The organism is Pantoea sp. GbtcB22, from assembly GCF_019091025.1.
In the GTDB taxonomy this organism is placed as follows: domain Bacteria; phylum Pseudomonadota; class Gammaproteobacteria; order Enterobacterales; family Enterobacteriaceae; genus Pantoea; species Pantoea leporis.
Genome location: NZ_JAGXKB010000002.1, coordinates 112,012 through 125,733, shown reverse-complemented (window position 1 = coordinate 125,733; position 13,722 = coordinate 112,012). Strand labels below are relative to the sequence as shown.

Below are 13,722 nucleotides of genomic sequence, written 5' to 3'. Positions count from 1 at the left end.
AGGTCGCCATGAATGGCGATCTCAGGCCGTACGGTGCGCATTCCTGCGCACCGTTAAACTCCACGCACTTATCCCCGATCATCCTTTTCGCCGAGGAAGAAATACCACAGCGGAATCGACGTCAGCGCGGTAAATACCGTGGTGTACAACGCAATCATAAAGCCCTGCGTGATGTACATGGTCAGCGACCAATGGCTGAACGGAATGCCATATTGATCGATAACGCCGCCGATAATCGCATTGCTCATCACCGTGCCGACAATCAGCGCCAGGATAAACAAACCGCGCAGGAAGTAGCGCATCTCTTTACGCTTCACGGCAAATCGCGCGCGAATAATGCCCAGCGGAGATTGCTGTGAAGCCAACAGCGCGGCTTCATCGAGCGGTGCGCGTTGCTGTTTGCGCCAGCGCAGGATGTCCAGCAGCAGGAACGCCAGCAAACTCGCGCCCATCACCGGCAGCGCATAACCCAGCGCCAGCGCCACCATTAACCAGGCGACTTTGGCGTAATTCGATAACGCCATCCAGGTTTCGGTTAGGGTCTGTGCCGGATTCGCGTCGACATCTTTTGGCCGACGAATCCACCACATGCGATAACCGAACACGATCATGCTGCATAAACCGAGGCCAAAGAACGCCAGCAGCAGCTGATTGGGTAAACCAAACAGCACGCCCATATGCGCATCAACGCCCCAGCGCGTCAGCTTCGCCACCAGCGGGAAACGGGCAAAGTAGACGTGATCCACCACGCTAAAATCCTGCGGATTCACCGACACCGCATCAACTCGCGTAGGCCAGCTGCGATCGATCTCCGTCACCGCCCACGCGTTATCTGCGCTTTTCGGCTGACGCAGTTCGAGCTTCGCCGCGCTCAGTCCATCCTGACGCGCCGCATTCAGCACGCGATCCCAGTCGGCATCAGCGGCGTTATTGCGCGCCGGTTTGGCGGGCGCTGCCGTTGGTTTGGTCATCGACGACATCGGCATACTCATGCCCGGCATATCCCTATCCGGCATGTGATCGGCGTGCGGATTGGCCGGTGCAGCAGGCGCATCGCTGTTGAGCGAAGTATTCACCTGTGGCGTCAGCCAGTTCAGTTCGGTACGCATGCGATCGATATTACCGCCCGCCCACTGCGACCACGTCAGGCCGGTCACCGAGAAGAACACCAAACCGATCGCCAGCGTCAGACCGAGCGTAATGTGCCAGTGGCGGCTGAAGGCGAAACCGCTTCGCGGTTGCTTCAGCTTACGTTTCGGACGCGTTCCCAGCCACAGCACCACGCCGCCGAGAGCGGCCACCCACAGCCAGGACGCCGCCAGTTCGCTGTAGTTACGACCGAAATCGCCAAGCAGCAGGCTGCTGTGCAGTAAGTCGATGGTGGTGCGCAGCGGCAACACACCGCTGGTGCCGTAAACCGGCATATCGCCCTTCACTTTCAGGCTATAGGGATCGATAAACACCGCGCGCGACAGTGATGCGCCGAGCGTGGCGTCGCTGAACTGCACGCGCGTGGTATCCGTTGTGCCCGGCGCAGGACGCACGGCGTAGATGTGCTGATTTTCGCCCGCATAGGCACGGGCCGCGCTGATTTGTGCCGACAGCGGCTGCGCGTTGCCTTGAGGTTCAGCGGTTAGCGCATCGGCATAAATCAGGTTTTCCAGCTGGGGCGTCAACACATAAAGCGTGCCGCTGAGCGCCGCAATAAAGATGAACGGGGCGACAAACAGACCAATATAAAAATGTAAGCGACGTAGCAAATTAAGCACCGCGCCGCGCGGTGCTGCAGAGTGAGCAGCAGACAAAGCCGTCTTCCTTCCAAAAAGAAATTGTCTTAGCACATCGCTCAAGCTGAGCGTGCACTGCAATAAATGAGGTCAGCAGGAAAGCGGTGCAGGCGGGGCGCGCGGACGATGAATGCTGCTAACGCGACGCACAATCGGCGCAACCACGTGGGGCAGCGGCGGGGCGCGCGAGATCACCATGATCAGCCAGATAAACGGAATAAACACCCACATCAGGAGCGGGACATGCACCAGCAGATCACAATAGCCGCAGGCAAACTCGCCGTCGTCCATCATGTGATGGCTCATGCCGGGCATCGGCATATCCGCCATCATCATTTCATGATGGCTCATTGAGCTATCCATCATGCTGTGCTGCGGCATCGCCAGCAGCTGGCTTTGACGCTCCATCAACGTTTTCGACACAATCGGCGCAACGAACAGCAGCAGCACCGCCACAATGGCGACGCAGGCAGTCAAACGCTGGCGGAAGTGGTGTGTAAACGTCATGGTTGCTAGTGGATGATTCCGTAAATGAGGCGGAAGTGTAACGCGATTGACGTTGATGGGTTAAAAAAATAGAGGCTATTTAAGAAAAAATTCGCACCTTTTGAAAATAGTCACTTAAAGAGATGCGGCTGTTAACGTTAATGCAACCTGATAAAAACAGAGCGGAAACATAATATCGCGTCAGGAAAATACCATTGATGACAAAGGTCAAGAGAAGTACCTTTCACCTGTACATGTTGGAGGTATTATGAACAAGTTTACTTATACCAGCGCCAGAGAGAATTTATCTCAGGTTTTGGACCAGGCGATTGCAGGCGAGGCCGTTGAAATTACTCGACGCAGCGGTGACTCAGCGGTTGTCATCAGCAAAGCCAGTTTCGAGGCGTATCGAAAAGCCGTACTGGATGCTGAATTCGCAGAGTTAATGGGTGAGTTTGATGCATCTAATAAAGCGTTAACAGATAGATGATTCACGTTTCTGCTGTGGAGGTTATCGCACTTCACGATTACCTTTTAAAGCGTTATGCCGGTGTTGCAGGAATGCCCGACCCCGTAAGAGCAGAAGCTATTGTTACCCGCGTTATTAATCGTGAATATTACGAAGGGATTCAGGATATTTTTGAGCTTGCAGCAACCTATTGGGTGGCAATCTCACGCGGGTATATTTCTGCCGATGCGAATAAGAGAACCTCGCTTAACGTAACCATGTTGTTTTGAAGCGTAATGGAATACGCGTACATGACCGGCCTGAATTAGTCGAATTGACGGTCATGGCAGCAACTGGCGAAGCCGGAGTGCCTTATCTGGCAAATCAATTGCGTGCATTCTTCGGATCACACTAACCACATTGTCTAAAAAATCGATCTTCCCAATCGCTCGGTAAGTTTCTCCAGCAGTGCGGTGCCCGCTAAAGAGTTGCCCGAATGATCCAGCGCTGGCGACCAGACGGCGATACTCATGTCACCGGGGATCACCGCGACAATGCCGCCGCCGACGCCCGACTTCGCCGGCATGCCCACGCGCCAGGCGAATTCCCCGGCACCATCGTACATGCCGCTGGTCATCATCAGCGCGTTCACCTGACGTGCCTGGCGCGGTGAGATCACCGCCGATTCATCATCCTGCGTGCGGCCATGATTGGCGAGATAGAGAAAGGTGTGCGCCAGTTCTTCGCAACTCATCGCCAGCGAGCAGTAGTGAAAATAGGTTTCCATCACTTTGCTGACATCGTTATGGAAGTTGCCGAAGGATTTCATCAGCCAGGCGATGGCAGCGTTGCGCGCCGAATGTTCGTATTCGGAGCGCGCGACGACGCGGTCGTAATGGATGTCATTTTGCTGCGCCAGACGGCGCACAATTTCCAGCATGCGCTGGCGTGGTGCTGTCAGGCGGCTTTCCAGCAGATCGCACATCACCAACGCACCGGCATTGATAAACGGATTACGCGGTTTGCCCTGTTCCAGCTCCAGCTGCACCAGCGAGTTAAATGCCTGTCCCGACGGCTCTTTGCCGACGCGTTGCCAGATTTCACCCTCTTCATACAAGGTAAGCGCCACGCTGAGCGACAGCACTTTGGAGATCGATTGAATGGAGAAGCGCGTCGCGGCATCGCCCGCCTGAAAACAGCGTCCGTCGGGCGTGCAAATGGCGATGCCGAGCTTATCGGCATCCACGTCGGCCAGCGCCGGAATGTAATCCGCCACCTTTCCCTGCTGGGTGAGCGGACGAACTTCGCTGACAATCTCTTCTAGCAATGCATTACTGAGTTCCGACACCTTTACACTCCGTGTAACCACTATTGGCCAGGATGATGGTGATTTGCGCGCAGCGCGTCAATCGGCGGCGCGAAATTCTGTGAGTTTCTTGGGTGAAGCCTGCGTTACAGTGCGGGCTGATTTCATTAAATGTCGAGCCCGCGCGATGATAACTAACCTGTTTCACGATTTCCCCGCCGCCGCACAGAACGGCAACGCAGAGACGTTTGAAGCGCTGCTGACGCAGCCCAATCTGCATATTGAACGCATCGTTTCTACCGGACAAGCCAGTCCGCACGATTTCTGGTACTGCCAGACGCAAGGGGAATGGGTGCTGGTGTTACAAGGATCGGCAGGATTGCAGCTGGAAGGGGAAACGCAGGAGCGTCACTTGCAGGTCGGCGATTTTGTCGAGATCCCAGCTGGCTGCCGCCATGGCGTCAACTGGACCGACAGCAAGGGCCCAACGGTGTGGCTCGCGGTGCATTACGGTGCGATTCCGGTTAGCACAATCTGAAGTGAGAACCTCATCACATGCGAAAAATTCATTCCATGATATAAAATATGGAAAATTTATTTCAAATTGAGAGGATTCTATCATGTCATCGCTGCCGTCCTTAGAAACCTTGCAGCAGCAGGAAGCCGAGCATCGTTTACCGCAGTTTGATTTCGATTTAGCGTGGCAAATCGGCCAAAGCATCCAGCAGCGCGCGCGTGAAGACAATGCGCCTGTGGCTATCGAAGTCTATGCGTTTGGTCAGGTGGTGTTTCTGGCGGCGTTGCCAGGATCCGCCCCAGAAAATCTGGAATGGATGCGTCGTAAGCGTAATACCGTGCTGTTGACCGGCCACTCTTCGATGTATGTGGGGCTTTTGAATGAACAGAAGGGCGAGCGTATGGCGCAGCAGCGTAATATCCGCCAGGAAGATTACACCGATCACGGTGGTTCTTTCCCGCTGCTCACTGCTCAGGGCGCGATTATTGGTGCAGTCACCATCAGCGGTTTACCGTCTGCAGACGATCATGCGTTAGCGCTGTGGGGGATTACTCAGCTGCTGCGTTGAGGCATCGATAAAAAGGTCGCCATAAATGGCAACCCTTGTATCCTGAAAGTGTTGCTGGTTAGCGACCAGCAACGACTCTGAAAGGTAACCAGAAGCTCGGTGAAGAAACGCTATTTCATCACCGGTACTTTCAGCTTAGCGCCTGCGCCAGTGGCTTTGCGCAGATCGGCGACCTGGCTGGCTTTCACCTCGGCAGCCTGATTACCCCACGAATTCCTTACGTAGTTCAGCACATCGGCCATTTCCTGATCGTTAAGCTTCCAGGAAAATGCCGGCATGCCTGCGGACGTTGGTCGGCCTGCGGTGTGCGGCGCGCGGGCACCGTCCAGCAGTGCGTGGATCATGTTGGTGGGATCGTTCTGCATCGCGCCATTGCCCGCAAAGGCGGGCACCATGCCGGTGATACCTTCACCCGACAACCCGTGACAAGCCGAGCAATCCACTTCATAGCGCAGTGCGGCCCGATCGTGACGCGTTTTATCCATCACGAATCCGGCGGCTTGCGGCGTGGAAGAAGCCGGTAAGCTGCGCAGATAAGTGGCGATAGCGTGCAAATCACGATCGTTAAAATATTGCGTCGAGTGCTCGACCGCTTCGGCCATTGGACCCGCCGCCACGCTTGCACCGTTCGAACCGGTTTTCAGGTAGTCAGCGATCTGCGCGTCGCTCCATTTGCCAATGCCAGCATGAGGATTCGGCGTAATATCCGGCGCGTACCAGCTTCCCAGATTGCCACCTTGCAGATATTGGCTACTGATTTCGCCGCCCAGCGCGTTGCGCGCGGTGTGACAGACGCTGCAGTGCGCCGGACCATCAACAATATACTTGCCGCGATTCCACTCATCATTCTGCGCGGTTTGCTGCTTGAACGCGCTGTTATCGAAGAACAACAGGTTCCAGCCAGCCATTGCCAGGCGAATGTTGTAGGGGAAATTCATGCCCGCATTTTCATCGATGGCGTTGTGCACCGGTTTTTGTGCCGAAAAATAGGCCCAAAGATCGTGCATATCATCATCGCTCATCTGTGTATAAGCGGTGTACGGCATCGCCGGATAGAGGAAGCCGTGTTCGCCGCGTCCCTGACGCACCGCGTTAAAGAAATCGCGCTCGGTCATGTTGCCGATGCCGGTTTCACGATCCGGCGAAATGTTCGAGGTTTGCAGCGCGCCAAAAGGCGTATCGATTGTGTAGCCGCCGGAGAAGTCCGCATTGTGACAGGCGGCACAGTCGGCGAGGCGCATCACGTACTCACCGCGTTTAATAGCGGCATCGTCATTGCTGTGGAAATCGGCCAACTGCACGTTGTCGTCGGCAACGTTGGAGCGCGCGCTGTCTAACACCATCCACAAACGACCCGACGCCGCGATGCCCGCAATCACCGCCAGTGCGGCGAGCGTATAAGTTATCTTCTTTGCTTTCGCCATGATTACGCCCCCACCAGCGGTGCCGGATTATGGATGTACTTCTGGTGGATTGCCTGCGCAGCACGCACCGCCAGCGCACCAATGGTGATGGTCGGGTTATAACCGCCGTTGTTCGGGAAGGCGGAGGCGCCGACCACAAACAGGTTGTGCGCATCCCAGCTTTGCAGATAGGGATTGAGTGCGGAGGTGCTGGGATCGCTGCCCATCACCGCGCCACCAATGGTGTGCGAGCTGTGCTGCTGGTACGGATTCCAGCTCTTCTCCGCCTGGTTATCCACCACGATATGCTGGCCGCCGGTCTCTTTCATGATGTCGATGGCGCGATCGGTAACGAATTTCGCCATGCGCACATCGTTCTGGTTCCAGTCGAACGTGGTGCGGATCAGCGGCTGGCCGTGACGATCTTTGTAGTTGGGATCGAGATCGAGATAGGCTTCGCGCATCGGCATCGAGGTGCCCTGACAGAAGATGGTACCGGCAGTTTGGTAATCGCGCTTATAGCCCGCTTTCCACTCGCTGCCCCAGCGTTTGGTGCCGGGACGCAGGCCGTTCATGTTCTGAATTGGACGACCGTTGGTGGAGAAGCCCATGATGCCCGCGCCGCCGATGAAATCGAGATCGCTGTGGTCGAAGTTATCGCCGTTGAAGTCATCAATCTGCACCGCCAATGCGCCGCCGCCGATGAACGGGTTCATAAATTCGTTATCGAAGAAGCCGGTGACGCTGGAGCAGGTTTGATAGTTGTAGTTACGGCCAATGGTGCCGCGACCGGTCAGCGGATCGTATTGTTCACCCACGCCGGAGAGCAGCATCAGACGCACGTTATCCATCTGATAAGCGGTGATGCAGACGATATCCGCCGGCTGGAAGCCCTCCACGCCATCCTGGGTGATAAATTTCACACCTTTCACCGTTTTACCGTCGTCATGCTTTACGGCGTGCAACACTTCCGTTTCGGTCAGCAGCGTGAAATTTGGACGTCGCATCAGTACCGGCAGAATGCACGCTTGCGGCGATGACTTGGAGAAGTTGCCGCAGCCGTGGAAGTCGCAGAAGCCGCAATAGGTGCACGGACCCATGCTGACGCCGAGCGGATTGACATAAGCTTGCGACAGATTACCGGCCGGCACCGTGAACGGGTGATACCCCATGCTTTCGGTGGTTTTGCGATACTTGCTCATCCAGTGCGTATCTTTCAGCGGCGGGGTTGGATAGTCGCGCGAACGTGGGCCTTCGAAGATATTGCCGCCTTTTTGTGGCTGGCCGTTGAGATTGCCCGCGATACCGGAAGTGCCCGCAATACGCTCGAAGCGATCGTAGAACGGCGCCATTTCGTCGTAGGTCACGCCCCAATCCTGCAGCTGCAAACCCTGCATCTTCTTCGCGCCGTAACGTTCGCGGGTTTGCTTCGCCACTTCAAAATCCCACGGCGTAAAGCGCCATGACATGCCGGCCCAGTGCGTGCCTGCACCGCCAACGTTCCAGCCAAACTGAAACGCTGACCAGTTACGCACCGGTGCCGCCAGCTGATCGCTGCGGTTGCGGAAGGTGGTGGTTTCCACGCTCATCGGCTGCAGGATTTTGCGGCGCGTGTGGAAACGCAGTTCATCGGCATCAATGGCGATCGGGAAATCGGTCGAAGTATCGCGCCAGGCACCGCGTTCAATGGCGACCACGTTAAGTCCCGCGCGGGTAAGCTCTTCCGCCATCACCGAACCGGCCCAACCTAAGCCGACGATGACCACGTCAGCTTTATTTCTTACTAATGACATTGACTCAGCTCCGGCTATTTAATCGTTAGGAATGAGGCTGACGGGAATAAGCGCCAGATTTTCGTTGCGGCGTTCGATATAAGGGCGATAGTCATAGCGTGCGCCGGGAAAACCGATCATCTTCCAACCCACCATATTTTTATTTCCGCCATAAATCGGATCCGCTAAATAGCTTTCGCGCGCGTTTTGCAGCATTAATTCAAACAGCGCCTGGCTATTCACGTCTTTTCCTAAATCGATCTTGCCGTCTTCCATTGCTGTCAGGAATGTATCGATCTGTTCAGCTGATAAGGTATGTAATGAAGCCTGATGCTGTTGCTGCGCCCACTTTTCCAGCGCGGCTAAACCGGTTAAGTAGCGCGCTTTTGGCGGGGTAAGAAATTGCGGGCTGCCCATCAATGCCGCTTCATTTTCCGGATGCAGCGGCGCCTGCAAATAGAGCGCCGCGCCAGAGCCATAATCACCGGCTAACTGGTTATCGAGGAATTCAATCGCGCCCGCTTCACTGGCGGACGGGCCAAGGTCATCGGCGGGGATTAGGCGGTCAAAAATGGCTGCCAGATTCTGGCGATCCAGCGGATTGGTGAGCACCTGATAACCATCTTGCCATGCCGGTTGCGGCAGGTGATCGGTGCTGAGTTGGGTTTCCAGCGGGACATTGTGCAGCTCTTTCGCCCGTAGCTGCGGCGCGACAGCGAGGGATGCCACAATTCCACTGAGCGAAAAGAGCGCTTCTCTTCGGTTCATACTTTTTATCCCTTAAACTTCAACAGATGAATATTGACAGAGCACGACGTTCAGATATTTCAGACGCAATGACCGTGCGCAAATAGCGCGCAGGCGCTAGCGACGAATCTGCGTTCGTTATTGTTTTTTTCAGAGGTAGGGTAAATATACGGTCGCCATTTATGGTGACCGTATTTACGGGAAACCCGTTTATCGGGCTCCCTTTATGTTAATGAATATATTTATTCATATCTTCATAGCAGTGACGGGAAATATCCCACAAATCGTCTTCCCAGTTTTGCGGGCTTAATAGTTCCGGTGACCAAACGCCGTCGTAGCCGGTAGCTTTTACCGCCGCCACCCAGGCGGCAATATCCACATCGCCCTGGCCTGGTGCGTAGTCGCGCTGTACCCACTCATCCCAGGCTTCACCCGGCTTGGCCGCGCGGCCATCGCAGAAATGCACGCCGTAAATCAGATCTTTATCCATGCGCGCCACTTCGGCAGGCGTGGTGCCGCCGCCGGCATGCAGGTGCCAGAAATCTACCACCACGCCAAGATTGTCTTTGCCGCTCTGTTTAATCAGATCCAGCGCGTGTTGCAGCGAATTGAACGCGGTGAAGGCGACGACTTCAATCTGGAATTTAATGCCGTGCGGTGCGCCGATATCGGCGATGGCGGAGATATTCTCCAGCAGGATGGCATCACGCTCGGCGGCGGAAAGGTGATCGAGTTCGGTCAGCGCCATGATTTGCACCACCGGACAACGCAGTTCCACTGCGGCCTGGCAGATTTTTTCCGCTTCGCGCAGCAGCTCAGCTCGCGCTTCCGGCTCATGGCGGCCAATACGTTTCAGCGCATTGATGCAGGTAATATCGACGCTGTATTTCGCCATCAGATCGCGGTAGGCAGCATAGCTGCCACCATTATCCAGATAGCGATACAGATGTTCTGGCAGGATCTCCAGCCCGCTAAAGCCAGTCTCATGGGCGATGCGTAACTGAGTGACGGCATTGCTGTACCAAACAGACACGCCATGCAACGACAACTTCATCTCTCCTCCTTGTTACCTCACGGCTTCAGGTGAGAGCGTCGAATACGCAATTCTCCCTGAGACCAAACGCCACCCGGAGTGGCACGTTCATCAATCAGCCGGTTCAGGGCTTCAGTGATGATCAAATCAATACGCTGGCTGAAGGTGGTGAGCTGCCAGTTGGGCAAGCTGACTTCATCGATGTCATCGAAACCCACCACCGCCATGAATTTGTTGCCTGCACCTTCGCGCAAGGCCGCCAGCGCGCCGAGCGCCAGCACATCGTTTTCGCAAAACAGCGCTTCAACCCGCTGGTCGGGCGCGTGCGCGTTGAGATACTCAGTCAACGCCGCGTAGCTGCGTTCGCGGGCGTATTCACCGGCGGTGAGCAGCACTTCCAGCGCCAGGCCAGCTTGGTTCAGCGCAAGTTGCAGACCTTCCAAACGCAACGTGTGATGGCTGCTGGTGGCCGGGCCCATCATGTACCCGATGCGCGTATAACCTTGCGCCAGCAGCAGTTCGCCCAGCTGTTTGCCCGCCTGCAAGCCATCGATATTGACCACTTCAATATCCGGCTCGTCATTGTTACGGCACACCTGCACCAGCGGAATGTGGTGCATTTCACGCGCCACGGCGACCAGCTCATCACTCAGCACCGTGCCGAGAAACAGCATGCCATCGACCTGCAGCTGATCGGCCAGCGACAGCACCGCGCGGTAGTTTTCACCGCTACCAATATTCAGCAGCAGCGCCATGTAGCCGCGCTGCTGTAGCTGGCGGGTGACGGTGTCGAGCATCAGCATCGAGTGCGGATTTTTCAGCTCGTCGATCACCACGCCAATAATCTGTGTCTTCTTCTGCGACAGGCTGCGGGCCAGCAGGTTAGGGCGATAACCCAGCTCGGTGGCAATCGCGATTACGCGTTCGCGCGCTTTCTCGGAAATTGACGCGCCGGGCGTAAAGGCACGCGATACCGTCCATTTCGAGACGCCAGCCAGTCTTGCCACATCGCTGGCGGTGGCTTTGTGAGATTTTGCGGTTGGTTTACTCATAGCACCTGCATAGGGGAAAAAGCGGAGACCCCCAGCATTGAACGTGAAACCCAACGGAAAATAAACACCTAAGCGCACGCAATTGGCGTAAAGCGCGACAAATAACCCTATTTTTAGGATGTTGCGATTATGTTTGATCTTTGCACCCGATTGCAACGTTTTTTGCAATCGGGTGCATTTCATTAACTTTTTGTGATCGATTTCGCTGATTTGCACTTTGCCAGATTGACTAAAAAGTCGTCTTAGCTGACATTTTGCTCACCACTACAAAGCAAATCTCATTTTTATCTAACGTGTGTCGCTTAATTTGCACCCGGTAGCAAATAGTAAAACAGCTAAAATTTAATCTCTGACCTCTTACCTCAAACCATTTTGCACCCGAGTGCAAAATAAACAGGAGTTGTTATGCTCATCGGTGAAAAGAGTATTCCACGCCCACTGCGCTGGGCCATGATCGGTGGCGGCCGTCTCAGCCAGGTGGGTTATAAACACCGTTGCGGTGCGCTGCGTGATAACACGGCGTATCAGATGGTGGCCAGCGCCTTTGATATCGATGCCGAGCGTGGCCGCGATTTCGGTGTCAACTTAGGGCTCGATGCGGATCGCTGCTACGCCACTTATCAGCAGCTGCTGGCCGAAGAGGCGAAGCGTGAAGATGGCGTTGAAGTGGTGTCCATTGCCACGCCAAACGGCACCCATTTTGAGATCACCAAAGCGGCATTAAATGCCGGTATTCACGTCATTTGTGAAAAGCCGCTGTTCTTCACTACCGCCGAAGCGCTGGAAATTAAAGCATTAGCGGCGAAAAAAGGGCTGATCGTTGGCGTGACCTACGGTTTCTCCGGCCATCCGCTGCTGATGCAGATGCGGGCGATGATCGCCAACGGCGAAATTGGTGATGTGCGCATGGTGGAGCTGCAATACACCCACGGCTTCAGCGCCAATGACAGCGCCGACAAATTTAGCGAAGCGCAAAAATGGCGCGTCGATCCTAAGATTGCCGGTCCGTCTTTTGTGCTCGGCGATATCTCGACGCACACCTTCTACATCTCCCAGCTGGTGTTGCCAGAACTGAAAGTGAAATCGCTGCTGTGCGATCGCCAAAGCTTCATTCCGTCGCGCGCGCCGTTGGAAGATAACGCCATGGTGCTGATGCATTACGACAACGGCGCGGTAGGGCGCATGTGGGCCTCATCAATTAATGCCGGTTCGATGGACAGCCAAAGTATTCGCGTGATTGGTTCGCGCGCAAGCCTGGAGTGGAGCGACTACAACCCAGGCGAGCTGAAATATGAAGTGCAAGGCCAGCCGAATCAGATTATGCATCACGGCATGCCGTACCTGCATGAAAGCGCCCTGGCCGATGAACGCCTGGGCGCGCTGCACACTGAAGGCCTGGCGGAATCCTGGGCCAATATCTATCTGAAATTTGCTATCGCCATCCACGCCACCCAACAGGGCGACCAAACCACGCTTGATAACCTGATCTATCCCGATATTAACGCCGGAATTGAAGGTGTGCGCTGGATTGAAAACTGCGTGCGTTCTGCGGACAACGGCGCGAGCTGGGTTAACTACGAATAAGGATTGCCATGAAACTTTCGTTTTGTACCGATAGCCTGGGTCATCTGCCGTTTGAACAGATGCTGGATAAGTTGCTGGAGCTAGGTGTTTACGGCGTTGAGATGACGACCGGCGGCTGGTCACCAGCGCCGCATCTGCGTACCGAAGCGTTGCTTGGCAGCGCCACGCAGCGTCAACAGTTGTTGCAGGCGCTGGAGAGCCGCGGCATGTCGATTGCGGCGCTGAATGTGTCGGGTAATCCGCTCGATCCAGGCGAATTAGGCAACAAACATAAGCGCGATACGGAAAACGCGCTGGCGCTGGCCGGAGAACTGGGGGTGAAGAAAATCGTCATGATGAGCGGCTTGCCGCCCGCCAGCCCGCACGACACCATTCCAAACTGGATCACTTACACCGTAAGCTGGCCGCCGACGCTGAAAAACTGCCTCGATTATCAGTGGAATGAAGTGGCGATCCCTTACTGGCTAGGGCTGGTGCAACGCGCTAAAGAGAGCGGTGTGGAGAAATTCGCGCTGGAGAATTTCAGTTCGATGCTGGTGTGGAATCCGGAAACCTTGTTCCGTCTGCGCGACGCGGTGGGTGAGATGGTGGGACTCAACCTCGATCCCAGCCATCTGCTGTGGATGGGCGCGGACCCGATTGCAGCAGCACGCGCGCTCGGCCCGGCAATTCATCACTGTCACGGCAAAGATGTGCGTCTGGAGCGCGGGCTGGTGGATATCAATGGTCTGTTGGAAACCAAACCGGTAGAAGATGTCGCCAATCGCGCCTGGAACTATGTTGCCGTTGGTTGCGGCCAGGATCTGCAGTGGTGGAAAGAGTTCTTCTCGGTGGTACGCATGATGGGCTACAACGACTGGGTATCGCTGGAAATGGAAGATCTCACCATGTCGGTGGAAGCGGGCGTAACCTCCTCAATTGCGGCACTCAAGCAAACCCTTAGCCAGTAATGTCAAATTCACGGCGGGCAACCGCTCGCCGTGTTCTGTACATCGAGCCTTGCCTGCCTGATAATCCGT

13 protein-coding genes and 1 pseudogene are annotated in these 13,722 nt (G+C 55.5%); 6 read left to right on the top strand and 8 right to left on the bottom strand.

The window, feature by feature from the left end; all coding sequences use genetic code 11:
* Positions 1-68: 68 nt before the first annotated feature.
* Positions 69-1,805, bottom strand: coding sequence for a DUF2534 family protein (locus KVT28_RS08480; RefSeq protein WP_217547688.1), 1,737 nt, complete (start codon positions 1,803-1,805; stop codon positions 69-71).
* A gap of 72 nt (positions 1,806-1,877) precedes the next feature.
* On the bottom strand, positions 1,878-2,294 hold the full coding sequence (locus KVT28_RS08475) for a DUF2946 domain-containing protein (protein WP_137387179.1): 417 nt from the start codon (positions 2,292-2,294) through the stop codon (positions 1,878-1,880).
* Between the two features lie 247 nt (positions 2,295-2,541).
* On the opposite strand from KVT28_RS08475, the gene KVT28_RS08470 reads away from it, so the two are divergent.
* Together KVT28_RS08470 and KVT28_RS08465 are read left to right on the top strand one after the other, a co-directional pair.
* Positions 2,542-2,763 (top strand): type II toxin-antitoxin system Phd/YefM family antitoxin, encoded by a 222-nt coding sequence (locus KVT28_RS08470; protein WP_110867236.1) that lies wholly within the window; start codon positions 2,542-2,544, stop codon positions 2,761-2,763.
* Positions 2,760-3,136 (top strand): annotated as a pseudogene (locus KVT28_RS08465) (type II toxin-antitoxin system death-on-curing family toxin). The gene KVT28_RS08470 and the pseudogene KVT28_RS08465 overlap by 4 nt, the downstream one beginning before the upstream one ends.
* A gap of 9 nt (positions 3,137-3,145) precedes the next feature.
* Here the strand turns inward: KVT28_RS08465 and glsB are convergent.
* Positions 3,146-4,069, bottom strand: a complete 924-nt coding sequence (gene glsB, locus KVT28_RS08460; protein ID WP_217547686.1) for a glutaminase B — start codon at positions 4,067-4,069, stop codon at positions 3,146-3,148.
* A gap of 145 nt (positions 4,070-4,214) precedes the next feature.
* Here glsB and KVT28_RS08455 point away from each other — a divergent pair, with 145 nt between their 5' ends.
* Entirely contained in the window at positions 4,215-4,565 is a 351-nt protein-coding gene (locus tag KVT28_RS08455) for a cupin domain-containing protein (RefSeq protein WP_217547684.1), read from the top strand.
* A gap of 82 nt (positions 4,566-4,647) precedes the next feature.
* Positions 4,648-5,112: a heme-degrading domain-containing protein gene (locus KVT28_RS08450; RefSeq protein ID WP_217547681.1), complete on the top strand. Its 465-nt coding sequence runs from the start codon at positions 4,648-4,650 to the stop codon at positions 5,110-5,112.
* Between the two features lie 110 nt (positions 5,113-5,222).
* Here KVT28_RS08450 and KVT28_RS08445 read toward each other — a convergent pair whose 3' ends face one another.
* The 5 genes from KVT28_RS08445 to KVT28_RS08425 form a co-directional block, all read right to left on the bottom strand.
* Positions 5,223-6,536 carry a cytochrome c gene (locus KVT28_RS08445; RefSeq protein WP_217547679.1) on the bottom strand — a complete coding sequence of 438 codons (1,314 nt, stop codon included), beginning with the start codon at positions 6,534-6,536 and terminating at the stop codon, positions 5,223-5,225.
* 2 nt (positions 6,537-6,538) lie between these two features.
* The gene (locus tag KVT28_RS08440) at positions 6,539-8,308 is read right to left on the bottom strand and encodes a GMC family oxidoreductase (protein ID WP_217547676.1); all 1,770 of its coding nucleotides are present in this window, start codon (positions 8,306-8,308) and stop codon (positions 6,539-6,541) included.
* Between the two features lie 18 nt (positions 8,309-8,326).
* On the bottom strand, positions 8,327-9,055 hold the full coding sequence (locus tag KVT28_RS08435; protein WP_137387185.1) for a gluconate 2-dehydrogenase subunit 3 family protein: 729 nt from the start codon (positions 9,053-9,055) through the stop codon (positions 8,327-8,329).
* A gap of 208 nt (positions 9,056-9,263) precedes the next feature.
* Positions 9,264-10,088: a sugar phosphate isomerase/epimerase gene (locus KVT28_RS08430; RefSeq protein ID WP_101761125.1), complete on the bottom strand. Its 825-nt coding sequence runs from the start codon at positions 10,086-10,088 to the stop codon at positions 9,264-9,266.
* 17 nt (positions 10,089-10,105) lie between these two features.
* Positions 10,106-11,119: a LacI family DNA-binding transcriptional regulator gene (locus KVT28_RS08425; protein WP_217547673.1), complete on the bottom strand. Its 1,014-nt coding sequence runs from the start codon at positions 11,117-11,119 to the stop codon at positions 10,106-10,108.
* A gap of 405 nt (positions 11,120-11,524) precedes the next feature.
* On the opposite strand from KVT28_RS08425, the gene KVT28_RS08420 reads away from it, so the two are divergent.
* On the top strand, positions 11,525-12,703 hold the full coding sequence (locus KVT28_RS08420) for a Gfo/Idh/MocA family protein (RefSeq protein ID WP_101761123.1): 1,179 nt from the start codon (positions 11,525-11,527) through the stop codon (positions 12,701-12,703).
* Between the two features lie 8 nt (positions 12,704-12,711).
* Positions 12,712-13,653 (top strand): sugar phosphate isomerase/epimerase, encoded by a 942-nt coding sequence (locus KVT28_RS08415; protein WP_101761122.1) that lies wholly within the window; start codon positions 12,712-12,714, stop codon positions 13,651-13,653.
* The last annotated feature ends 69 nt before the right edge of the window (positions 13,654-13,722 follow it).